This window comes from Tenacibaculum profundicola (assembly GCF_057220795.1).
Window position 1 is genome coordinate 1,810,418 of the sequence record NZ_CM170137.1, and the last position, 24,935, is coordinate 1,835,352.

General features: G+C 32.5%; 22 protein-coding genes. 7 read left to right on the top strand and 15 right to left on the bottom strand.

Going from position 1 to position 24,935, the window contains the following annotated elements; all coding sequences use genetic code 11:
- Window positions 1-232 precede the first annotated feature (232 nt).
- From prfA to AC2TDS_RS07755, 8 genes are all read right to left on the bottom strand, one after another.
- Window positions 233-1,309 carry a peptide chain release factor 1 gene (gene prfA, locus AC2TDS_RS07720; RefSeq protein WP_484738520.1) on the bottom strand — a complete coding sequence of 359 codons (1,077 nt, stop codon included), beginning with the start codon at window positions 1,307-1,309 and terminating at the stop codon, window positions 233-235.
- Window positions 1,310-2,277: 968 nt separating this feature from the next.
- On the bottom strand, window positions 2,278-2,559 hold the full coding sequence (locus tag AC2TDS_RS07725; protein WP_484738521.1) for a hypothetical protein: 282 nt from the start codon (window positions 2,557-2,559) through the stop codon (window positions 2,278-2,280).
- 1 nt (window position 2,560) lies between these two features.
- Window positions 2,561-2,836, bottom strand: a complete 276-nt coding sequence (locus tag AC2TDS_RS07730) for an ATP-dependent Clp protease adaptor ClpS (RefSeq protein WP_484738522.1) — start codon at window positions 2,834-2,836, stop codon at window positions 2,561-2,563.
- A gap of 6 nt (window positions 2,837-2,842) precedes the next feature.
- Window positions 2,843-3,676 carry a 50S ribosomal protein L11 methyltransferase gene (gene prmA, locus AC2TDS_RS07735; RefSeq protein ID WP_484738523.1) on the bottom strand — a complete coding sequence of 278 codons (834 nt, stop codon included), beginning with the start codon at window positions 3,674-3,676 and terminating at the stop codon, window positions 2,843-2,845.
- Window positions 3,677-3,742: 66 nt separating this feature from the next.
- Window positions 3,743-4,522, bottom strand: a complete 780-nt coding sequence (gene tpiA, locus AC2TDS_RS07740) for a triose-phosphate isomerase (protein ID WP_484738524.1) — start codon at window positions 4,520-4,522, stop codon at window positions 3,743-3,745.
- Window positions 4,523-4,592: 70 nt separating this feature from the next.
- Window positions 4,593-5,078 (bottom strand): TlpA family protein disulfide reductase, encoded by a 486-nt coding sequence (locus AC2TDS_RS07745; RefSeq protein WP_484738525.1) that lies wholly within the window; start codon window positions 5,076-5,078, stop codon window positions 4,593-4,595.
- A complete protein-coding gene (locus tag AC2TDS_RS07750; RefSeq protein WP_484738526.1) occupies window positions 5,075-5,557 on the bottom strand; it encodes a TlpA family protein disulfide reductase in 483 nt (160 codons plus the stop codon). The genes AC2TDS_RS07745 and AC2TDS_RS07750 overlap by 4 nt, the downstream gene beginning before the upstream one ends.
- Window position 5,558: 1 nt before the next feature.
- Complete coding sequence (locus AC2TDS_RS07755; RefSeq protein ID WP_484738527.1) at window positions 5,559-6,635, bottom strand: ABC transporter permease; 1,077 nt, start codon at window positions 6,633-6,635, stop codon at window positions 5,559-5,561.
- 63 nt (window positions 6,636-6,698) lie between these two features.
- Here AC2TDS_RS07755 and pyrF point away from each other — a divergent pair, with 63 nt between their 5' ends.
- Window positions 6,699-7,526: an orotidine-5'-phosphate decarboxylase gene (pyrF, locus tag AC2TDS_RS07760; RefSeq protein WP_484738528.1), complete on the top strand. Its 828-nt coding sequence runs from the start codon at window positions 6,699-6,701 to the stop codon at window positions 7,524-7,526.
- A gap of 630 nt (window positions 7,527-8,156) precedes the next feature.
- Here the strand turns inward: pyrF and AC2TDS_RS07765 are convergent.
- The 3 genes from AC2TDS_RS07765 to AC2TDS_RS07775 are packed head-to-tail and all read right to left on the bottom strand — an operon-like array spanning window position 8,157 to window position 13,916.
- Window positions 8,157-9,059 (bottom strand): hypothetical protein, encoded by a 903-nt coding sequence (locus AC2TDS_RS07765; protein WP_484738529.1) that lies wholly within the window; start codon window positions 9,057-9,059, stop codon window positions 8,157-8,159.
- 11 nt (window positions 9,060-9,070) lie between these two features.
- Window positions 9,071-10,717 (bottom strand): SusD/RagB family nutrient-binding outer membrane lipoprotein, encoded by a 1,647-nt coding sequence (locus AC2TDS_RS07770; RefSeq protein ID WP_484738530.1) that lies wholly within the window; start codon window positions 10,715-10,717, stop codon window positions 9,071-9,073.
- Between the two features lie 19 nt (window positions 10,718-10,736).
- A complete protein-coding gene (locus tag AC2TDS_RS07775; protein ID WP_484738531.1) occupies window positions 10,737-13,916 on the bottom strand; it encodes a SusC/RagA family TonB-linked outer membrane protein in 3,180 nt (1,059 codons plus the stop codon).
- 361 nt (window positions 13,917-14,277) lie between these two features.
- Here AC2TDS_RS07775 and AC2TDS_RS07780 point away from each other — a divergent pair, with 361 nt between their 5' ends.
- Together AC2TDS_RS07780 and AC2TDS_RS07785 are read left to right on the top strand one after the other, a co-directional pair.
- Window positions 14,278-15,060, top strand: coding sequence for a LytR/AlgR family response regulator transcription factor (locus AC2TDS_RS07780; RefSeq protein ID WP_484738532.1), 783 nt, complete (start codon window positions 14,278-14,280; stop codon window positions 15,058-15,060).
- 113 nt (window positions 15,061-15,173) lie between these two features.
- Complete coding sequence (locus AC2TDS_RS07785) at window positions 15,174-15,959, top strand: ABC transporter substrate-binding protein (protein ID WP_484738533.1); 786 nt, start codon at window positions 15,174-15,176, stop codon at window positions 15,957-15,959.
- On the opposite strand, the gene AC2TDS_RS07790 is transcribed toward AC2TDS_RS07785, so the two are convergent.
- From AC2TDS_RS07790 to AC2TDS_RS07800, 3 genes are all read right to left on the bottom strand, one after another.
- The gene (locus AC2TDS_RS07790) at window positions 15,942-16,139 is read right to left on the bottom strand and encodes a Lacal_2735 family protein (protein ID WP_484738534.1); all 198 of its coding nucleotides are present in this window, start codon (window positions 16,137-16,139) and stop codon (window positions 15,942-15,944) included. The two genes, AC2TDS_RS07785 and AC2TDS_RS07790, sit on opposite strands and share 18 nt — an antisense overlap.
- A gap of 141 nt (window positions 16,140-16,280) precedes the next feature.
- Complete coding sequence (locus tag AC2TDS_RS07795) at window positions 16,281-16,988, bottom strand: DUF4197 domain-containing protein (RefSeq protein WP_484738535.1); 708 nt, start codon at window positions 16,986-16,988, stop codon at window positions 16,281-16,283.
- Window positions 16,989-17,036: 48 nt separating this feature from the next.
- Window positions 17,037-17,201 carry a C1orf53 family protein gene (locus AC2TDS_RS07800; protein ID WP_484738536.1) on the bottom strand — a complete coding sequence of 55 codons (165 nt, stop codon included), beginning with the start codon at window positions 17,199-17,201 and terminating at the stop codon, window positions 17,037-17,039.
- Window positions 17,202-17,311: 110 nt separating this feature from the next.
- On the opposite strand from AC2TDS_RS07800, the gene AC2TDS_RS07805 reads away from it, so the two are divergent.
- Together AC2TDS_RS07805 and AC2TDS_RS07810 are read left to right on the top strand one after the other, a co-directional pair.
- Window positions 17,312-18,421, top strand: coding sequence for a phosphoenolpyruvate carboxykinase (ATP) (locus tag AC2TDS_RS07805; protein WP_484738537.1), 1,110 nt, complete (start codon window positions 17,312-17,314; stop codon window positions 18,419-18,421).
- Complete coding sequence (locus tag AC2TDS_RS07810) at window positions 18,411-19,493, top strand: nucleotidyltransferase family protein (protein WP_484738538.1); 1,083 nt, start codon at window positions 18,411-18,413, stop codon at window positions 19,491-19,493. The genes AC2TDS_RS07805 and AC2TDS_RS07810 overlap by 11 nt, the downstream gene beginning before the upstream one ends.
- On the opposite strand, the gene AC2TDS_RS07815 is transcribed toward AC2TDS_RS07810, so the two are convergent.
- Window positions 19,490-20,842 carry a UDP-N-acetylmuramate--L-alanine ligase gene (locus AC2TDS_RS07815; protein WP_484738539.1) on the bottom strand — a complete coding sequence of 451 codons (1,353 nt, stop codon included), beginning with the start codon at window positions 20,840-20,842 and terminating at the stop codon, window positions 19,490-19,492. The genes AC2TDS_RS07810 and AC2TDS_RS07815 overlap by 4 nt on opposite strands.
- A gap of 283 nt (window positions 20,843-21,125) precedes the next feature.
- On the opposite strand from AC2TDS_RS07815, the gene AC2TDS_RS07820 reads away from it, so the two are divergent.
- Window positions 21,126-23,975, top strand: a complete 2,850-nt coding sequence (locus AC2TDS_RS07820; RefSeq protein WP_484738540.1) for a T9SS type B sorting domain-containing protein — start codon at window positions 21,126-21,128, stop codon at window positions 23,973-23,975.
- Between the two features lie 6 nt (window positions 23,976-23,981).
- Window positions 23,982-24,935: a PorP/SprF family type IX secretion system membrane protein gene (locus AC2TDS_RS07825; RefSeq protein WP_484738541.1), complete on the top strand. Its 954-nt coding sequence runs from the start codon at window positions 23,982-23,984 to the stop codon at window positions 24,933-24,935.

Genomic DNA, 24,935 nt, shown 5'->3' on the forward strand with positions numbered 1-24,935 from the left:
AGTTAAACCACCTAGCCCAACAAAGGATTAAACAATTCTATTAAAAAAAGAAAAACTTAAAAAGCTACTTCGAAGATTAACTAAACTATCTCTTAAAGATATTTTAATTTCGGAGAAATTTCCTTATTTATGGATAGAACACAAATGACGACAAATTTATAACTTATTTAAACAGTATACAAATATATTAGTGAGTAAATAAGCATGTAAAAATATGTTTAACGCTCTGTTTTTATATAGTTTCTCCTAATTCTTTTAGCTTAGAGGTATTTTCAGCTAGCATCAATTCATCGATAATTTTCTGAACATCTCCATTAACAATATTTTGCAAATCATATAAAGTCAACCCTATTCTATGATCTGTCACTCTACCTTGAGGGTAATTATACGTTCTAATCTTTGCAGAACGATCTCCTGAAGTAACCATAGACCCACGCTTTACTGCGTCTTCTGCCTGTTTTTTAGCTAATTCCAAATCATATAAACGCGAGCGTAAAACTCTAAATGCTTTCTCTTTATTTTTATGTTGCGACTTCTGGTCCTGACATTGTGCTACCAGCCCTGTAGGTATGTGTGTTAAACGAACGGCAGAATATGTTGTATTTACTGACTGACCTCCTGGTCCTGAAGAACAGAAGAAATCTATACGGACATCTTTAGGATTAACCTCTACATCAAACTCCTCTGCTTCAGGAAACACCATACAAGTAGCCGCAGACGTATGCACACGTCCTTGGGTTTCTGTTTGTGGAACACGTTGCACACGATGCACCCCTGCTTCAAATTTTAGTGTTCCGTACACGTCTTCTCCTGACACTTCAAATTGAATTTCTTTAAATCCACCATTGGTACCCTCACTATAATCTACAATAGAGACTTTCCATCCTTTACTTTCACAATACTTTGAATACATCCTATACAAATCTCCTGCAAAAATACTAGCCTCATCTCCCCCTGTTCCAGCACGTAATTCTACAACAGCATTTTTAGTATCTTCTGGATCTTTTGGAATTAAAAGAAATTTTATTTCATCTTCTAAAACAGGAATACGTCCTTTCGCCTCATCTATTTCGGCTTTCGCCATTTCAACCATTTCAGCATCGCTTCCATCTGCAATGATCTCTTTGGCTTCTTCAATTGTATTTATCAAACTTTCGTACTCGTTTGCTTTCTTAACAACCTTCCCTAAGTCTTTATATTCTTTATTTAACTGCACATAGCGTTTCTGATCAGAAATAATATCCGGTTGAATAATTAAATCCGATACTTCATCAAAACGCTGTTTCACTATCTGTAATTTATCTAGCATTGTATCTTTTCTTGGAATGCGAATTTACGATTTTTCTTCAAATTTGAGCTATTCATAACAAACTTGTAACAAAGCACTTATAAATATTTCTAGTCATGCTTTTAGTTGCTTTCATAAATTCCTCCTAAAATAATATTATTTTTTAGTTGAAAAAAACACTAACAACCAGAAAACATCAAACACTCTCTCTTTAAACCAGTGAAAACCTCACCCCCATAAAAACCACGAAACAAACACGTTAAAAACACCCTAATGTTAATTCAACGATCATACTAATTTATGACAAATACTGATTTATACGATTTACAAATAAATATTTCGCATATCTATTATTTCTTTTGTAGCTATTTTTACGTTATAAAACTTAACCATAGCTTGGCTATGCTAAAGTTTTATGCCTTAAACTAACTTAAAATAATTCAATACCTATATACGAAATATGTATCTGTAAATCGTATTATAGATGAGTCCGAGCACATGGAAATGATTGAGTAATTTTACTTAATGACCGGGATTGTTTTCGTTGAAAAACACTAAAACTTTATAACTACTTGTAAACTATATTTAAATTAAATGGATCCTCAAGAAAACAATTATTCTTATTTGTCATTAATAGAAAAGACCTTGAAAGTTAATTCAAGGCCTTTTCGTCTAACCAAACTTAGTATAAAAACTAACTACTACTATCTTTAAAGTTGTACTTCCTTTGTTTAAAACTCTCTTTTCACTTTGCTATAGTCTTTTCAGATGCTATATTCAAATCTTACTCGGAGAGATATAAGCGTCTATAATAATTTACGTTTTAAGGAAAACAAACTTATTTACTTCTTTATATTATACACTATTAATGAGATTTTAACTTCAAAAACATATATGATCTTTTTTCTCTACACTTAGTATGACACATCTTTTTATTATAGGTCACATTAAATTTAAAAAAATATTTATATTTTTTTAAAAAACACCTGTTAGTACAAATATTTCCTTAATATAACTCTATGCTCTGGAATAGTTTTGTCATAATTTTCAGCCAACATTTCCAGTATTTCCGGAGGCTTGGTACCAATATCCTTTTTCGAAGAATACTTCGAAACATAGAGGTTGTATTTTTCTTCCTCTGAATTATTTTTTTCAAAAATTAAAAAATGTTGTTCATTTAATTCTGAAAAACATATTTCTCTTTCTGAAAAGGTTCCTGATTTGTCTTTGAAAAAATCAGAGAACTCATAATATTTAAAAACATTTTCCATATTAAACAATCTCAGCAGAAAGACCCAAGTTCAATAATTTTGAACATTTGGGTTCCAGTTCTACATATTCACCAGTTTTTACTGCACACTTACCTTTGTAATGAACTAATACAGTACATTGTTCTGCCTGTTCTGGCGTGTGTTCACAGACATCTATTAAACTATCTATCACAAAATCAAACGTATTTACATCATCATTGTACAAGATAATTTCGTGTTTTTTCGTTTCTTCTGTTAAAACGCTTAACTCCTCTTGAATCTTTTCTATTGTACTCATCTACTCTTATTTTTGATATCGCAAAGCTACCCATTTATTTCTTTCTATAGTTTTACTTAAAGATAACCCAAATTTTGTAACTACCTCATCAACAACGGAAATATCCTCTTTATAAAATCCACTTAACAACAAAACACCTTTTTCATTAAGACAATCTGTATATACTTCCATATCGCTAAGTAATATATTTCTATTTATGTTTGCGATGATTAAATCATATCTGCGATCTGTTAGTAACGACGAATCCCCTTGATAAACTTTTATATGTTTACAGTTGTTTCTCTGAACATTCTCCATTGAGTTTTCATAACACCAGGCATCAATATCAATTGCGTCGATAGGTTTTCCTCCTTTCATTTCGGCAAAAATGGCTAAAATACCTGTACCGCAGCCCATATCTAGTACCTTTCTATTTTGTATTTCCAACTCCATCAAATGCTCAATCATCATATGTGTGGTTTCATGGTGCCCTGTACCAAAACTCATTTTTGGTTCAATGATTATATCGTACTCTAAATTAGGATTTTTATGAAAAGGAGCTCTAACACTTACCGTATCTCGAACTTGAATAGGATTGAAGTTCTTTTCCCATTCTACATTCCAATTTGTTTGTTCAACTTCTTTTTGTGTATAGTCAATACTAAATTCAGAAGAGTTGAGTATAAAAATATCATTTAAAATATCCTCTCTCCAATCTTGTTTCTGAATATAGGCAGTGACCCCTTTTTCGTTTTCAACGAAACTTTCAAAACCTTCTGTGCCCAATTCAGCAATTAAAATTTCTGTAGCAGGCTCTTTAGGCGCCACAGTAAAATTATATTCTATATAAATAGTATCCATTAAAGTACTTCTTCTATTATTTTTGATAGACTATCAATCATAATTTTGAATATAGTCTCTATTGTTTTAGACCAAATTCCCCTTCATTTCTACTGCTTCAAAAATTGCCAGAAAGTCATCTGATTTTAACGACGCTCCACCAATTAAACCTCCATCAACATCGGGTTTAGAGAAAATCTCTTTTGCATTAGCCGGTTTCACACTTCCTCCATACAGCACTGATACCAAGTTAGCCGTGCTATCACCATATTTTTTCGCTAAAATCCCCCTAATAAAAGCATGCATTTCTTGCGCTTGCTCAGGCGTAGCTGTTTCTCCCGTACCAATAGCCCAAACTGGTTCATAAGCTAATATTATATTTGAGAATTTCTCTTCTGGCAAATGAAACAACGCTTCTTTTAATTGAGTTTCTATAAGTTCAAAATGCTTTCCTGCTTTTCTATCTTCTAATTGTTCGCCAAAACAAAAAATTATTTCTAAACCATTAGCCAACGCCGTATTAACTTTCTTTGCTAGCAATTCATTAGTTTCTTTAAAATATGTTCTCCTCTCGGAATGCCCTAAAATAACAATATTTACATCAATTCCCTTTAGCATATCTGCAGAAACTTCTCCTGTAAAAGCTCCATTGCTTTCTTCGTGCATATTCTGAGCGGCAACCTCTATAATTGTTTTTTCAGTTCTTTTAATTGCGGTATTAAGCGTAACAAAACTTGGAGCAATAATTAACCTCCTGTTGTTCAATTTACTTTTTTTTACCCCCTTTTTTATTCCTTTTATAAGTGCCTTAGCTTCATCAAGGTTCTTATTCATCTTCCAATTACCTGCAACGATATTTTTTCTCACTGTATTCTATTTTGTTAATAATTAGCGTAATACTACTTTCTAGTTAGGTGTTTATGGAGGCAAAAATACGTTATTTTTCCAAGCTTTCTTTAATTAGTTTATCTGTTGATTTCCTGACATTATAAACAATAATTTCTTGCTTTTCATCTACCACTAAATATCTCGGAATCCAATCTAATTGAAGGAAATCTCCAAAACTTCCGTTCCATCCAGATTTCATATAATAATGCTCACCAAATATGTTATACAAATCGACACTATTTTTCCAATCATGAATAGATCGATCTAAAGATAAATTAACGTAAACTACATCCGTATATCGATCTTGCAATTCTTTATAATTTGACAAATTATTAATACAATCACGACACCAAGAAGCCCAAACATTAATCACAACTTTCTTACCTGTATGTTCTTTTAAAATGTCTCGGAAGGCTAGTTTATCACCTTCTAAGTTAATAAAAACATCATTTAATGCTTTTTCTGAAAACGCTTTTTCTTCTTTTGTAGCACAATTGATAAATATCAACATAACAATAACGACAAGTTTTTTCATCTAATTAATTTATTGTTTATGTCAGATAAATCTGCTGTATTATATACTTTTATCTTACCATTTTTATCTATTAATAAAAACCTAGGTATTGTTTTCAATTTCAAAAACTTCCCTAATTCACCCTTTCCTTTTTTAGGAATGTAGTAGTGCCTTCCTTTTACTTTTAGACTCTTTACTCCCCTTTTCCAATCATGATAGGAATGATCTACCGATAAAAACACGTAATTAACACCCATATCTTTTTGTTGCATGGCAACAACATCATCTAAACTTTCTTGACTGAAAGGACAGTAACTCGCATATACCTGAATGATTGTTTTTCTTTTATTTACCGCATGCAGCACCTCTGTTAAGGTTAAAGAATCTCTACTCTCTGTAACGAGCTTTTCATTTAAAGCTCCTTGGTCAAATACTTTTGGTTGAAAAACAGTACAGCTGACGCATGCAATTACAAAAAACAATAGTGCTAAAACTCTCATATTACTTTAATCTAACTCTGGGATCTAAAAAACTATACAATATATCCACTAAGATATTAATAATTATAAATATACTAGCTATTACTAAAACACTTCCCATTATAACTGGTAAGTCTAATGTATTCAATGAATTTACAATTTCTTTACCAAGACCATTCCAATTAAAAATATACTCTACAAAAACAGCGCCCGCCAACATAGAAGCAAACCATCCTGAAATCGCCGTAATAACAGGGTTTAATGAGTTTTTAAGCGCATGAGTTCTTATTACCTGATACATTGTTAATCCTTTTGCTTTCGCTGTTCTGATATATTCTTGATTAAAGGTTTCCAACAATGAATTTCTAGTTAACTGTATTATTACAGCCAATGGTCTAATCCCTAATACAAATGACGGAAGAATTAAATTTTTCCATTGTACATATACTCCCTCTCCAAAATCATCAACAATAAACATACTACCTGTCATTTCTAAACTCGTATATTTATGCCATACAAAACCAAACAACCAAGCTACCAGTATTGCCGAAAAAAAAGATGGTACACTCATACCTAAAGTACTAACAACTGCAATAAACCTATCAAAAACAGTATCTTTATACAAGGCAGACAGTATCCCAAGAAGTATTCCTATAACAATGGCAAAAGCAATGGCACAAAATGCTAGAATCGCCGTATTGGGTAGTGTTTCTCTAATTACTTCCGAAACTTGTTTTCCGTTTTTTTGAAATGACTCACGTAGGTATGGGTATTTTACAACTATTGATATCTCTCCAACTGTTAATAGTTTTTGATAGCTGTATTTCCCTTCTGTCAAAAAGGTATACTCTTTTTTATCATTACTATGAATAGAAATAGGAGACACATCATTTAAATAATAAAAATATTGTGTACTCATTGGTTTATCAAACCCGTATTTTTTTCGAATATTTTGCAATTGCTCTGTATCCTCTCGTTGATCGAGCATCATTCTTGCAGGATCACCGGGCAAGATATTAAACAACAAAAAAATCACCGTGACTACACCGAACAGTGTCAAGAATGCATAAAATAATTTATTTAGAATATACTGGAACATTAAAAACAAAGATACAGGAAACTAGTAAAATTGTTTACTTTTGCCTAACTTTTATAATATCTTATGACAACACAACAACTTGTATCTGAAATTAAAAAGAAAAAATCTTTTTTATGTATTGGTTTAGATGTAGATCTTGATAAAATACCACAACACTTATTAAAAGAGAATGACCCTATTTTTGCTTTTAACAAAGCTATTATTGACGCTACTCATCACTTGTGTGTTGCCTACAAACCCAATACTGCATTTTATGAAGCTTATGGTTTAAAAGGATGGGAAGCTCTTGGAAAAACAATCAAATACCTCAACGAAAAACACCCAGAAATCTTTACTATTGCTGATGCTAAACGAGGTGATATAGGCAATACGTCTACGATGTATGCTAAAGCTTTTTTTGAAGACTTGGCATTTGATAGTGTTACTGTTGCGCCTTATATGGGAAAAGACTCTGTAGAACCTTTTCTAGCTTTTAAAAACAAACATACTATTTTGTTGGCTTTAACATCCAATCAAGGAGCTTTTGATTTTCAGACTAGACAAGTAGATTCAAAAGAACTTTATAAACATGTTTTAGAAACTTCTAAACAATGGGAAAATGCTAAGAATTTGATGTATGTTGTAGGAGCTACTAAGGCAGAATTTTTAGCCCAAATAAGAAAAATTATACCTAATAACTTTCTTTTAGTTCCGGGGGTTGGCGCCCAAGGAGGAAACTTACACAATGTTTGCAAGTACGGAATGAATAAAGATATTGGTTTGTTAATTAATTCTTCTCGTGGTATTATTTACGCAAGTAATGAAACTAATTTCGCTCAGGCTGCTAAAAATAAAGCGAAGGAGCTGCAAATAGAGATGGAAAATATATTAAATACAAAAAGCCAAGGTTAATGACTCCTTGGCTTAAAATTCAAACATATTACACCAACCTAAACAAAGGTGATATAACAGGGTAAATCTAGTACTTTAACCGCCCTTACACTATCAGTTTGATTTGAATCGCCTTGATTTTGAATCAAATACAATTAAATTCGATATAAATGGGCTAACTAAGCTTATTCAGAAAATAGTCGCAAAAAATAGTGCTAAAAAATCGAATTAGCCGAGGTAATTATTTTTGAGGATCTATTACGCTTGTCAGGGCTTAAAGAATGATCTATCTATACCTTTTTCTCTATATATCTTAACCATCTATGAAGACTACTATAGTCAATAGAAAGGGTACTAGCTGTTGGACCCAATGTTTTGTAGCGACCTGAGCAAACTAAAAACAAAAGTTCAAGCTTTTGTAAACTCTTGAAGCTAGTTACTTTTTGTTTGTACGATTCCAGTGTATATAGTCATCCCTGAAAAATCCTTAAATGATTGAATTTAAAACATATTTTTTTTGTGATTATGTGTTTTCTAAATTTAAACACCATTATCAATAAGTTTGTTTTAATCAATAAAAAAAAAGCCATCTAAAATTAAATTTAGATGGCTTTTACTATAATCGGTTATAGTTAATGTTTTAAATATTATTTACTCACTACATAAATTTAAAGGGAGTAAACCAGCTGCCGGTGATGGTCCACCCGTAAATACTAAATTCCCACTAGGTGCGTAAATTTTAAATGTATTTTCAACTTCCCAATCACCTGAGGTGTACTTCCATTCCAATGTTTGAGCACCTACAGGTACCGTAACAATTTCTTCTGTAGCCGCGACTCCATTTTCTTCAAGTGCCGAGTATTTGTTTTCTTCTCCATCTATGATTACGGAGATGTAACCTCCATTCCATCCATCACCATACTCATCATACATTTCAATTTTCCAATCACCAGTAATTGGTGTCGGAGGAACACAAACAAAACTACTTGAAAAACTAAAAGCATCATTATAAAATAATTCAGAATTTATCGCTAACCCAGAGTTATTCGAGCTAAACACCCTTCCGTCCGAAAGTCTAATTTCTCCTCTATAAAAAAAGGTGTCACCACCATCAGCATTATTTAAATCCAAACCTAACGCAGCTATCACATTCTCTGCTTGTATTGAAAAAGAAAGTCTAGGATATTTGTTCCCCGAAGTAAATTCTGAGTTTTCCCATAAATTAATTAAGACCTCATCGTTAATACTATAATCAGGATCAGTATCAGTATCTATAGTATTATCTTTAAACCTAGCATAAATCGCGTATGATTCAACCAATGCTCCCGCCTCTTCATCTACAAATTCTATTGTGGCCTCCCAAACCGAAGAGTTCGGGTCAAATACATTAGTTGATTTGTCTTCAGACGAACTTATTACCCGAGCAAATGCTCCAACTTCTTTATCGTCGCCAGCTGCTGTTTGTAACACATTTTCTTCTTCACAGGAAGACATCATGATTATTGTTATTACAACAATAAATGAGTGTATTTTATTTTTAATTTTAAAACTCATGATAATTAATTTTAATTTAAACTATTTGGATTAGTATCCCAAAATACTCTTACATCATTTCCAGCTTTAGCAGAAACATTTGAATTTAAGTTTACTAAATTCGCTGGATAAGGAAAAGACCTTATGTACACCCCAGGCGTAGCTGATCTTGTTGGTTGCATATTATCCGGTTTTCCGGTTCTTCGGTAATTATTATAAACTTCAATACCATTTCCCCATAAGCTAATATAAGCCTCCTTAATAATAATATTTAACTTCGCTTCATTAGAAGTAGCATTGTCATAATTCATTAAAACTTCATTGACATAACTGTTTATGTCATCTTCATCAGGAATATTTGCAGGATCTGGAATAGCGTCTAATCTAAAGTTTTTTACTTTATTGATAGAATAACGCATACCTTTTTCTAAGGATGTTTTTGAATTACCGCTAGTACCTTCCTCTAAAGCCAACTCAGCAATTACAAAATTTGTATTTGCCACTGACCATATAGGCATAATTCCTTTTCCTTTAGCTCCATCATCAGCTCCGACGGCCTCACCCTCATCATTATCATACTTCCCTCCTGCAGGATATAAACCCCATACTGTAATCTTATTTCCATCTGGAGGTCCACCAGCGTTATCAAAATGATCTCTACCCCAATAACCATCACCGATATTACAGAATGGATCATTAAAAGCGTAATGATCAGGTTTACTCTCTCCTAAACAAGGCATGGTAAACAAACCTTCAGCCGTTGAAGGGTCAGGATATTCAAGTGATTGTCTACAAAAATAGTACCTAATTCTAGGATCCTGAACGCTTTTATCAGAGTTCAGTATATCCATAAAGTATGTAGCCATGTATTCTCCACCATCTCCAAGATAAGCATTTCTAAATTTAAAATGACGTATATCAGGATCATTATCGCTAGTACCGTACTCAATCTCAAAATCTTCTCCTTCCCCTAAAATAAGATCTCCTTCGTTAATTAATGCATTTACTGCAGCATTATCAAACATAGAAGTCAGACGAACATTGTTGTAAATTCTTAACTTGAGAGTCTTAGCTAACTTAATCCACTTATCTTTATCTCCTTGATAAAAAATATCATCAGCTTCTGATATACTTTTTAGACTAGTTTTACCAAAATCCTCAATCGCTTCATTCAGTAAATTTAAAGCCTTCTCATAAATCTCCCCTCCGTCATCAACATTTGGATTTAAATTTTGCGAAAATTGAACTGCCTCAGTATAAGGTATATCGCCAAACATATCAACTAAGGAAGTAATAGTGTATGATTCAATAATTTTAGCAACAGCTACATGCTCGAAAAGAGAAGAGCTACTTCCATTCAATATTACCGCACGAGTATCTGCTATAACTCCTGAATACCCAGCTCGCCATAAGCTATTAAAACTTTGTGGAGAATATGCATTATCATAAACAGGACCATAACCATGTTTCATTCTAGTTACTTCCATACCATAATCGGTAATTTCTTCGTTAAAATCTCTAAAGTTGTCAATAGCTCCATTAAGAAGTAATTGAATATCTGCATCACCAGGACTGGCACCGTTAGGATCATCTCTTAAGTCTAATTCAGTTGTTTCACATGCCGAAAACACCGATAATATAGACAATACGTATAATATCCTTATTTTTATTTTTTTCATTTTTTTATCTTTTTAATCTTTAAAATGTTGCCTTTAAGGAAAAACCAAATCTTTTAGTAGCAGGTCCAACCATATAATCTAAACCTTTAGAATTACTTACACCAAGAGATGAAACTGAAGGATCAAAACTTTGATGTGCATCAGGAAAATTGAAAGCCTTTCTCCAAAGATTATTAGCAATAAATCTTACACTGATGTTACTAAAAGGTGTGTTTTTTAATTGCTCATCGCTTAGTGAGTATCCAAAAGAAACCTCTCTCAATCTTACATGAGTTGCGTCATAAACTAAAGCCTCATCAGCTCCGTAAAGGAAGTTATCAAAATAATAGTCAGTTAACGTAATTTGTGTGGTATTTTGTGATCCATCTTCCCTAACGCCAGGTAAAACCAATGGTAACCCTCTATCAACGTTTGTATCTTCGGTTAAACCTCTCGCTAATAAAGCTGAAGCTCCATATGATAATATATCACCTCCTTTTACAAAATCTATCTGGAAACCTAGATTAAAGTTTTTGTAAACAAAGTTATTTGAAGAAGATAAACTATAATCAGGGTTTGGGTTACCTATAACACCAATTTCATTAGACACTCTCCAGTAGCCATTATCTAAAATGATATTATTCCCTTCGGAATCCTTTTCTACATAAGTCCCCATTAAAACATTGAATGGTTCACCTTCTTTTGCAAAGTTCCCTTGATTTGTAAAACCATTTAAGAATATTTGATCTACATCATCAGGTAAATCTGTGACGATACTTTCAAAGCTATTGAAATTAATAGACGTATTCCAAGAGAAGCTATCCGTTTTGATAGGAGTAGCTGACAATAACAACTCCAACCCTTTGGTCTCAAGAACTCCAGCGTTTGCAAGTGTTATCGTCGCTCCTGTACTTGGGTCAAGGCTTCTATCAATGATTTGATCTTTTGCCTCTCTTTTATAAACTGAAAAGTCAACCGAAAGCCTATTGTTAAAAAATTTACCTTCCAAACCTAATTCAATTTCTGTTTGAAGTTCAGGTTTTAAATCTGGATTACCAATTCTGTTACTTACATTGTTTGTATTTACTATGGAATTCCCGTTACTATTATTTAACCATGAGTTTGTTGAAACACTTAATACATCTCTTGTTCTGTAGGGGTCTGCAAATCTAGCAGAAGACCCATATCCTGCTCTTAATTTTAAGAAGTTAACGCTATCCGTATTCACATCAAACGCCTGTAAAGGCAAAAATGAAATACTCGCTCCTGGATAAAATAATGTATTATTACCATTTTCATGAGTTGACGCCCAATCATTTCTACCAACTAAATTCAAATAGAAGAAATCCCTATAACTAAAATTAGCAGAGCCATATACTCCCATTTTATTCAATTGTTCATTATAAAAGCTGCCAGCATTTTTATTAACAAAATTATCAGAAAAGAATTTACCGTAAATCAATTGATTTGAATACAATGCTCTCAATTGTCCATAGGTAGTCCTTTTGGAGTTGATTCCTAAAGTAAAATCTAACTCTATGTTTTCAGTAATATTTTGAGAACCACTTAAAATTATGTCGTGATTCCATATTCTCTCTCTAATATAAGTTTTCTCATACCTACCTAAACCATCATAATTCAAACCTCCTTTGTTTACCGAAAAAGTATTTTCTAACGTATAAGAGTCCCATCCTGCTCTATACATAACATTGATACTTTCAGTTAAAGGTAAAACTAATGAAACGTTCCCTTGAACTCTATCAACATCTTCATTGTACCTTTCATTATTTATAGTCCAATATGGGTTTTGTATGGAGCTATTAGACCTATAATAAACAGACCTATGCAATGAATCCTCCCAAGGTAACCCATTTAAGTTAACACTTCGAGGAGTGTACAATACATTTGCAAATACTGAAGACGACCCCGCTGAAGCATTACTTCCATAAGAAGCTGCCGTCGGAGGAGTTTTTAAATCAGAAGAAACAAAATTAACTGAACCATTTATAATTAGACCATTATCTAAGTTTGCATTCCCTCCTATACTTAAATTATTTCTTATCATTGAGTTTCCTGGCGTAATTCCTTCAAGGCTACTATTAGTATAACTCATGCTAAATCTAGTGTTTTCTCCGCCACCATTTAAATTTAAGGAATTAACAATATTCGTTCCCGTTCTAAAAAAACCCTCAACATTGTCATATGGTTTGTATTCGTAAGTTTGACCAACAAACTCAGGGAAAAATGTATTATAGTTTCCTCCTCCTTGGCTTGATTGATAACTGTTGTTTTCATAAATATGAGGCACTTCAGTTACTTCATCAAATCTTGCCCCCCAGTTACTAAATGCCTTTGAAGCAGAACCTTGCCATCCATTTCCAAAAGTGTTTTGCCATTTTGGCAAACCTGTTATTTCCGAGAAATATACAGAAGAATTGAAAGTTACACTTGTTTTCTTATTAACACTACCTTCTGCACTACCTGTCTTAGTTGTAATTAAAACTACTCCATTTCTACCTTCTTCCCCATATAAAACAGTTGCACTTAAACCTTTTAAAATCTCTACACTTTTAATATTGTTTTGATCAATATCAGAAAGTCTACTTCCTGAACTCGCTCCACTGCCCTCATTGAAGTCATTCTGCCTATTGGCCGCACTACTAACAGGAACACCGTCAACAACTATAAGTGCCTGATTAGACCCTGTAATGGACGAGTATCCTCTAATAATTATGTTTGCTCCAGCGCCTACTGTAGAGCCACCACTAAGAATCTCTACACCAGCAACTTTACCATTCAAAGCCTGAGCTAAATCAGTGGTAGCCTTCCCCTCAATTTCTTCTGATTTTACTGTAGACACAGCATAACCTAGAGCTTTCTTTTCTTTTCTTATACCCTGTGCAGTAACAACAACCTCTTCTAGGAGGTTATCTCCAATCATTATAACACTTACCTTACTTGATGACCCCACTGTTTTTTCAACAGTTTTCATACCTACAAAACTAAAAACAAGAACATCTCCCGTTTTTGCTTTAATTGAGTAATTACCATCAAAGTCTGTCTCCGTACCTTGAGTTGTACCTTTTTTCAAAACTGTAACTCCGGGTAAAGGACCTGAATCATCAGAAACTGTACCTGAAATTGTTTTGTCTTGTGCAAAGGAAACTTGCACCAATAACACTAGGAATAGTGTTAAAACTCCATTTAACCTTGTTTTCATTTTATATTTATTGAATTATTAATTGAATAAGTAAATCTAAAACTAGTAACGTTTAGTTAACATTTATTTGAATCAGATAGCCTTTATATTGATTCAAATAAACCTTTTTTAGATGTGAATGCTTTTTTAGCTTAAAAAATGTTAAAAATAAAATCAGTTTAAACTGTTCTGCCGATTTTTTAAGCTTCAACAACTAAAAAAAAACACAACTCCCTACTAAACAACACATTAACAAGAGGCCTCTAATAAATAAACAAGGCATAAATGTTAATAAATTAAAATCCTGTTTTTTTTAACATTATAAGTGTAGGGTTTCTTGTGACTCCTTTGTTATAACTTATTAGAAAACAAGGGGGTAAAAATGAAAATTTCAGCAATTATAATTGACAATGACAATCGTGTCAGGGTTAAAGTAAAAAAATTACTTATGCAACATGGTCTAATTCATGTTTCAGGAGACTATTCAAGTGGAAAAAATGCTATTCTTAAGATCAATACGCATAATCCAGATATAGTGTTTCTTGACGTGAACTTTAAAGACATGACCGGCTTTGAGATAATAGAGAAAATAGTAATACCAAATAAGACTATGTTCGTATTTATTACGGATCATCAAGAGTTTGCTTTAAAAGCTTTTGACTATGGTGCTTTTGATTATCTATTAAAACCTATTAATGACGAGCGGTTTTTTACTACTATAGACAAGGTTGTCGAACATTTAAGAAAAGAAAAGCTTTCAGATCTTAATCATAAACTAGACAATGTACTAACCTCGTTTATGGAAAAAAAACCTGTACGCAGATCGTTAACTAAGAATAAAATTGGTATAAAATCAGGAAACAAGATTATATTCTTGGCTTTAAATACGATTAAATACATCTCAGCTTCTGGTTATTATATTGAGATTTTTACCGATGATCACAAAAAGCATCTGCTAAGAGAATCTTTGACAAGTATTTTTAACAGGTTAAATTCAACTCAATTTATCAGAATACACAGATCTACGATAATTAACTCAAACTTCATAAATGAAATCATAACATCCAACTACGGAGAAACTGATGTGAAAATAAACGATAACAAAATCTTTAGAGTAAGTAAAGGTTATAAAAAAGAGTTTCAAGAAATCATGGGAGTACGGTAATTCACCTATAATCATTCAAGAGTTTTATTACTCATAAACTTTTAGGTCTTATTTTACACAAAATAAGACCTAAAAATACTCATTAAGTTTGTTTATCTTGCGGTTAAAAACAATTGATTGATCAAATTAACAGAGAAATTACATTACAAGCTACACCTAAGAGAATTGTGTCACTAGTTCCAAGTCAAACTGAATTATTGGTTGATTTAGGACTAGAAAGTAGCTTAGTTGGTGTAACCAAATTCTGTGTGCATCCTAAACATATAAGAACGAAAAAAACAATTATTGGAGGTACAAAAAGCATCAAAATTGACACAATTAAAGCTTTGAAACCGGACATAATTTTATGTAATAAAGAGGAGAACACCAAAAAAATTGTTGAGGATTGCGAAAGAATAGCGATTACTCATGTTTCTGATATTTATACACTAAACGATAGCATCCAACTTATTGAACAATATGGAGAACTATTCTCATGCAAAACAAATGCTTTAAGAATTATTGACAAGTTAAACCGAGAACTTCAAAATTTTGAGAACTTTATAAAAGAAAAACAGGCTAAAAAAGTTGTTTATTTTATATGGAGAGATCCTTGGATGGTTGCTGGAAATAATAACTTTATAAATCATCTACTCGCATTAAATAAGTTTGAAAATAGTTATAACAACTTAAGTCGATATCCTATAATTGACCTAAAAGGTCTAAAATCAAAAGAAGGCCTTGATCTAGTCTTATTGTCTTCTGAACCTTATCCTTTTAAAAAGGCACATATCTCAGAGATACAGAAATTTAACCATCATGCAAAAATTGAATTTGTGGATGGTGAAATGTTTTCTTGGTACGGTAGTAGGCTCTTAAAAGCTTTTGATTATTTTAGGCAATTACACAATAGAATTTGAAATTTCTTTATCTAAATATTTTATTCTATTTAATTTCTCTAACACCTTCATTGCTTTAAATGCTGATCTATCACTTTTACATTCATCAACATATTTATAATCATTTGCTCTTTCAACCAATCTACCATATCTTTCTTCAAGATGTTTCTTATATTTACGTAACTGATTTACTCGTAACATTATTTTTTCGATTAAAAAATGGCTTCATAAATATACACAATATTTTGATTTACAAATAATTATTTTACTATTTTTCTTTCGAATAAAATAAAACTTTACGATTCAATAAAACTTGAATACCATCACCAAAGTCTTTACAAACTACCTTTTGTCTTGCAATGCAAAGACCCTACGTAGTAAATCCGTATTACGTAAGCCTACTTTCTGTCTAATCCCTTTTTCTTCAACCGAAATCATTGTAAAAACCCCTTTTAAAGTCTCTGTGGTAACATAATCTGTTAAATTTGGATTCACTCTTTTCACAAATGGGATCCTGTTATATTTAGAAATTAAATTTGTCCAGACCTTATCAGCCCCAACTTTTGTAAATGACCGTTTTATAACTGGGTTAAACTGATTGTACAACGCTGCACTGGTTTTTCCTTGTAAATATTTTGTTGCCGCATTCTGCTCGCCTAGAACGATATTCTTAGCATCTGTAAACGTAATTTCTTTCACCGCATTCACGAAAATTGGTGTTGCTGTTTTTACTGCATCTTCCGCTGTTCTATTAATTGCTTTTAATCCTTCATCTGCCAATGAACTCAAACCTATCTTTCTTAATCCTTTATCAACAACTTGCAGTTCTTTCGGCAATAAAATTTTTACTAATTCATTTCTATAAAAACCATCTGTAGCTGTTAGTTTGGAAACTTGATGTTGAATTCCATTATTTAATGCTTGTCGCAACCCATCACCTATCTGCTCATTTGACAAGAAACTTTGGCTAGGCAACTGATTCACTACTTTTTGCAATTCTGCGCATCCCAAAAGATGCAAGGCTAAAAATACTACTAAAATTTTTCTCATTATATCTACACTATTAATTTCCTTAAACAATAATTTAACGATTCTCTATTATGTAAAATTATCAGTTTTTTTATCATATCCGTATGGACAATGTTTACATCCACTTTTACAACAATATCCTCTTCTTAAATGGTATTGTTCTGTAAAAACTTTGTAACCTACTTCATTTACATAAAAATCGCCCTCTTCCAACTCTATTCTTTCTCTATACATCCTACAAACTTTCCTCTCAATTATTAAACATCACCTCCTTTATTTCAGACCAAATATTTACTCTTACAAATATAGTTTTTAAATTTAAGTTTTGTTATTTTTGTCTGAACATGATTATAACTAAAAAAATTGATGATAAAAATATAGTTTGGTTATCTCAAAGCAATCAATATATAATTGTAGAAGATATTGTCTCACAAATTCTTAATTTACTTACAAGTGATGTACCTAAACAAGAAATAACTTCCTTTTTACTAAATGAAGTTGATGTTCCTCTTAAACAAGCAGAAACTTTCATCAAAGATTGTGAAAAATTATTAGTAGAAAATACAGCGAACGATACTGATCACACTACGTCTAAAAAGCCAGCTGATTTCGAAATAAAGAAATATTACCGCATAAACAATATCGTTTTTTTTATAGCATTCTTTTCGGAATATGAATTTTCCTTAATCCATCCGAAATTTGCCCATTTAGAAGTAGATCTAGGGATTAAACCTGATTTTTATTATGAAGTTTTTACAGTGAACGACACCATTTATTTTTATACAAATAACACCTTAATTGGCCAATGGCATCGTAAAGAAAGTCATGTTTTTCAGGGCAAGTTTTCCATGAAAATCATAGAACATATACACAGCTTTGAAGAAGATAAATGGATGGGGATTTTCCATGCCTCAGCTATTAGTAATACTAAAAAAAGCATACTGTTTCTGGGTGATTCCGGCAATGGAAAAAGCACCTCCCTCGCTCTATTACAAGCCAATGGTTTTACATGCTTAGCCGATGATTTTGTGCCTATTTTAGCAGAAAACAATGAGGTTTATAGCTTTCCTTCTGCCATTTCCATTAAGAAAAACAGCCTCTCCGTACTTTCTCCTTTATATCCGGAATTGGCTAATTCGGCAGAATATCATTTTAAAAAACTAGGTAAGATTGTTAGATATCTCCCTCCAAGAAATAGCGATTATACAGATCATAAACCATGCTCTCTGCTTGTATTTATAAAGTTTGAGCCTAAAAGTGATCTGGTAGTAAACCAGATTTCTCTACTAGATGCTTTTGAGCAACTGGTTCCTGATTCTTGGCTGTCTCCAAAAACCGAAAATGTGACATCTTTTCTGAATTGGTTTTCCCATTTAACTTGCTATAGGCTTACCTATTCCGACAATGATAAAATGATACAAACAGTTCAAAAATTGTTTTTAGATGAATTATAAAGATACCTTGTTTTTTGTAGGAAAATGTTTAACCATAACTCATGAAGAAACAAACAGGGAATTAGTTGAGCGAGAAATTACTTCTGGAAATGTAAATTGGGACGATGTTGTTAAGCTAAGCACTGCTCATTATGTTTTTCCTGCTTTATACTGCAATTTAAAAAGAGCTGAATTTTTACAGTATCTTCCTCTAGATTTGGTTGAATACATGGAACAAATCACTCATCTTAATCGAGAACGAAACCGTCAAATCATAGAACAAGCAAAAGAAATCAACACCCTTCTTTTGGCAAACAACATAACCCCTGTGTTTTTAAAAGGAACGGGCAATCTTTTAGAGGGTTTGTATGATGATATCGCCGAAAGAATGGTGGGTGATATTGATTTTTTGGTTTCAAAAACTCAATATCAAAATACAATCGATTGCCTCTCTAATAATAAATATTTCCATGTTAACGATCTAAAATATTATTTCCCCTCATTTAAACATTTTCCAAGAATTCAAAAAAAAGGAAAAATAGCCGCAATTGAAATTCACAAAGAATTAACTACTGAAGAATATGCCTGTGAATTTAATTACATGAACATCTCAAAAAGTACCCAACTAATAAATAATGTAACTGTAATGAGTTATCAAAACCAACTATGCCTATCAATTATTGCTAAACAAATAAATGATAATGGATGCTATTACAAAGATATTTCATTGCGAAATGCTTACGATGTTTTCTTATTATCAAAAAAAACAAAAGCAAATGAATGTTTTAATTATTTTAATAAATTAAAAGCACCATTAAACTCATTTCTAGCATTATGCTTTATTACTTTAGGGGAAATTGACTCACTTCTTTACAACCAAGATAAACGAGCCGAAATCGATATTGCTTTTTTTAAAAAGTTATTAACTGATAAAAAATTCAGAAAAAAACATTACCGAAAACAAAAATCACTCATTTATATAAAAAGTCGACTTAAAATACTCCATAAATCAATCTCAAGCAAAGATCATAGAGTTTGGTTATTAAAGTTAATAACAGATAAAGAATGGATAAAGAATAAACTTAAATTTTAAACCAATTCTTTCACCATTTCAAAATCCAACCCTCCATAGTTACCAGAACTCATTAAGAGTAAGGAAGTGCCTTTTAGATTCTCACTAAAAAGAAACTCTTTAAAGTCATTTGAATTCGTATAAATAACAATGTCTTCTCGTTCAAAAGCATTTGCTATTTGTTCTTTGGTAACTTTTTCTAAGCGTTTTATCTCAACCGCATGTGGAGAGTAAAACACTACTGCTTTATCTGCTTTTGCCAAAGCTCCTTTATATTCAGATAAAAACTTCGCATTTAAACTGCTATAGGTATGTAACTCTAAGCACGCCAACAATGTTTTATCTACATATTGATTTTTAACGGCCATTGTTGTTGCTGCCACCTTGCTTGGACTATGTGCAAAATCTTTAAAAATAACCGTATCTAAACTTTCTGCTATTTTCTCTAGTCGTTTACTCGCTCCTTTAAAACTTGCTATCGCTTCATAAAAGTCGTCTTCATCTATTCCCATATGTTGGCAAATCCATTTTGCCCCTGCTAAATTTTGTAAGTTATGTTTACCAAAAATCTCTAAAGGCATTTTTCCGTCTGGAGTATCGAGATAAGTAACCCCTTTATCAATCGTGTAATTCGGTGTACAATATGGGTATTTTTTTATAGAATGTTCTGAGGCTTCTACCACTTCTTTCACTACAGTATCTTCTTCATTATATACCATGATTCCTCCATTAGTAAGAGAATTCGTGAAAACAGCAAATTGTTCAACATAGTTTTCAAAAGTTGGAAACACATTGATATGATCCCAAGCAATACCGCTTATTAAAGCAATATTGGGTTTATACAAATGGAACTTAGGTCTCAGATCTATCGGAGAGCTTAAATACTCATCTCCTTCCAAAACTATAAATTCATTATTCTCTGTTAGATGCACCATGGTTTCAAACCCATCCAACTGAGCACCCACCATATAATCCACCTCTCTATCATGATAGCTCAATACATGTAAGACCATAGAAGTTATGGTGGTTTTTCCATGTGAACCACCGATTACAACCCTAGTTTTATGTTTCGATTGCTCATAAAGAAACTCTGGGTAAGAATAAATTCTCACACCTAATTCTCGAGCTCTTGCCAGTTCAGGGTTGTCTTTTTTTGCATGCATTCCTAAAATAACAGCTTCCAAATTTGTACTAATTTTATCAGGAAACCAACCAAATTCTTCAGGTAATAATGAATATTTCGCTAAACGAGATTTTGAAGGATCATGAATAGTATCATCACTCCCAGTAACTTGATATCCCTTTTGATGCAAAGCAATTGCTAAGTTATGCATTGCACTTCCGCCAATAGCTATAAAATGTATCTTCATTTAACACAAAAATTTCTGTAAATATAAAGAAGTCTTTTAGCATAAAACACAAACAAATCTATTTTAATTTAATATTCATGTTATCATTTATATTTTATTTTGTACATTTATTACACTACTTGCTACCCTATTCAAAAAAATAATTAAACAGTTCAGAGAGCTATTGCTATGCACTATTTTTTTGTTTTTTTTTGCAAAAACTTTTAAACCCATTTTCTATAGAATTATGATCTATCCCTTTTTTTTAAAAAATAGATTTGTATTTATTTTTTTTATTTCATCCATGTTGCTCTTTACAAAGGAAGGTTTTTCGCAATGCGCCGGTCTAGATAATTCCGTTACTGTTTGCGAGAAAGAAACAGACCCGAATTACCAAACGTTTAATTTATTCAATCATCTCGGAGGTAGTCCTGATTCAGGAGGAATTTGGTCCGCGAATAATCCTATTAACAAAAATGCCTTAGATAATGTTTCTGGTATTTTGAACTTATGGGCCATAAACCAGTTTGGCGAACACCGATTCACTTACACAAACCAAAGTTGTAATGAAAGTGCAGAAATCACTGTTTTTCTAGGCGGATACCCTGGAGAAAATAATACTGATGGGGGTGCCAATGCCTGTAGTAACAACACGGCGGTAGACCTATTTAATTTTTTGGATAACAATTTAACAAACTTAACAGCTGATTTTAACGGTATTTGGAGCCCTGCTACTGGAACACCCTCTGGGTTTATTTCTGGTAGCTTTTTTAATGCTCAGGCTGCCGGAGTAGGAACGTATACCTTTACATATACTGTTGAAGCAGTTGACTCATGCCCGGCTCGATTTGCTAATGTTGTTCTTGAAGTACACAGATCTCCTGAACCGGGATCTGCTGAAAACATAGCTATCTGTGACACCGATGATCTATCGGCCTTTACCGCCATTGATTTATTTGACCATGTAGGAGGTGAAGATCCAAACGGTATATGGTCTGATGTTAACCAAACAGGGCAAATTACTTCTCTTAATGACTCTACTATTAATATTGAGGACATCTTTAACACTTTTGGATATGGAGAATATAGATTTGACTATACTGTTTTTCCTACCCATGGAGTTTGCCCAAGAGAAACCACGACTGTAACTATCCAAATACCAAATATTACAGCTAGTTTTTCCATTGATAACCAATGCTTAGACGATTCTTTAATCATAGAAATACTTCATGAAAGACCCAATGGGGTTTTTATGACCTATAATCTTGAATACGAAATTATCGATGTTACTACTAATCAAATTGTTCATTCAGATCTCATTGTAGACATTAATATTGCAAACCTAGATGATACAACAAATAATATTGAAATTAATTTACCAAGTAATACCTTAGAATCTGGAAACTATCTTATAAGAGCTTCCGAAATTTCCGATGTTCGAGATGTCCTGTGTGATTCTTTTGAAATATTGGAAGAAGAGTTCTCCATTTTTAACCCGCAAATTAATGTTTCCGATACTTGTCATGAAAATGACATTATTGAACTCGTTATTACTGATATGTTAGATCAAGATGGGAATCCTTCTAACAGCTCATATACAATTGACTATGTAATTGAAGACCTTACCAACTCCCAAGAATTAAGTACTGAAAACCAAACAATTAATTTTACAAATGGTGAAGCAACTTTACCTATTGATTTTTCTTCTTTCCCAACAGATCATCATGACTATAATATAAAAATCACCTCAGCTTCCGAAAATGGTTTAAGCTGTATAGATAGTGACTTTTTCATTAAATGGGATCCTGAAGAAATTCTTTTAGACATAGCTGTTGATGACCGTTGCAATGCCTCTAATATTGAATTACAAATTAATGCTCCTCTGTTGTCAAATGGCCAATATAGTATTTCGTATACTGTTATAAATACTTTAACCCTTCAATCACTAATTGAAAATACAATCTCTTTTAATGGAGGAAACATTAATTCTCCTATCGCTCTTAATGGTTTAGAAGAAGGTGTTTACGAAATTGTGTTGCAAAGTACTCAAAATGACACTACCCCTTGTCGAACTGAATTCGAGTTTGAAGTTTCGGAAACATTTTCTATTGGAGGGGTTCCTGAAAAACCCATTCTAGAATCAGAGCAAACCTTTTGTTTACCTGATTTACATCCCAATTCTCCAAGACTATCTGATGTAATTGTTACTAGTGGTGAAAACCTGACATGGTATGAAAACGACACATCAATTACCCCTTTAGATCCTGATACACCCCTTATCGATGGAGAAAATTATTTTGTAAGTTCAACGAACGTGGATAGTAATTGTGAGAGTTCTGAAAGAGCTTCGGTAATTGCAAGAATTATTGACCCACAAATAGTTACAAGCTCAAACACAACGCCCGTTTTGTGCCAAATTAACAATCCTACTATTGAAAATCTAGATGTTACGGCTACCACTGGAAATGTACTTTGGTATGATAGTGAAAATGCTGGAAATTTATTAGACATAACTACTCCTTTAGAAAATAACATAACATATTATGCTGCTGAAAATATTGACGGATGTGAAAGTTTAATGAGACTTGCCTTTCATGTTACAATTGTTGCGCCTCCTATTCCCGAACTTACAGGAACAACACTCCTCTGCTCTCTAGATGAATTAACGTTATTTGATTTTAACTCATCAATAATGGCTATTTCTGAGCATGACTTAGTATGGTATGACTCCTTGGAGGGAGGAAATGAACTCGACTCATCAGAATTAATCGAAGAGAATATTTCTTATTACGTGGCTAATGTTCACGAAGCATCGGATTGTGTAGGTGAAAGACTACCTATAACCTTCTCTTTAAAAAATTGTTCTCCCGAAGATTACGACTTCTTTATCCCTGATGGATTCTCTCCAAATGGTGATGGTGTTAACGACAACTACCACATTCCTTATATACAATATTTCTACCCAGATTACACCATTGAAATTTTCAATAGATATGGTCAATCATTATTTGAAGGAAATATAAATACTCCTAAATGGAATGGTCGAAATGCTTCATCTGGAAATGAAGTTACGAATGGTGTTTACTTCTACATATTAAACTACAACAAAGACAATAAACAACCTAAACAAGGAAGAATTTACTTAAGTAAATAAGAATTCATGAAAAAGTTACTTTTTTTAATTATATCTATAAACTTCGCACTCACTGTTGTATCGCAGCAAGATCCTCAGTACACACAATATATGTTCAATCAAAGCATCTTTAATCCGGCCTATGTCACGAACGAACTAGGTATCATTAATTTTGGCGCGATGCACAGAACGCAGTGGTCTAATGCAATTGGAGCTCCAAAAACATATACCTTCTTCGCTCATGCCCCGATCTCTGAAAAATTTGAGATTGGATTATCTTTAATTAATGATAATATTGGTGATGGTATTCTGCAGGAAAATAATTTTTATATCGATTTTGCTTATATTTTACAGTTAAATGAAAACCACAAACTTTCATTGGGCTTAAAAGCAGGCCTCACCACTTTGAATACAAATTTTGATAATTTCAGATTTCCAGATGACGATATTATAACCGGTATTATTACAAATGATACCGCTTTTGATAACCAAAATAATAGTCATCCTAACTTTGGCATTGGTGCATTTTACTTTACAGATGAATACTATCTAGGTATCTCTGCTCCCAACCTTATTAACTCCAAACATTTAAAAGAAAACAACGGGTTAAGAAGTATTGGTGGTGAAGAAATCCATTTATTTTTAAACGCTGGTTATGTTTACAAACTAAATGAGGTTATAAAGTTAAAGCCATCATTTTTAATGAAAGCTGTTAAAGGTTCTCCAGTAACTCTTGACACCTCAGTAAATCTTCTTTTTAACAATAGGTTCGAAGGAGGGTTATCGTATAGAATTAACGATTCATTTAGTGCCATGATGAATTTAAAAGCAACGGACAGTTTGAAAATCGGCTATGCTTTTGACTATACAACAACCAACCTAAGCAATTTTAACTCAGGAACTCACGAGGTTTTTGTTCTTTTTGATTTTGATACACTGGGACTCAGAAAAGGTTTCGACAAATCTCCTAGATTTTTCTAA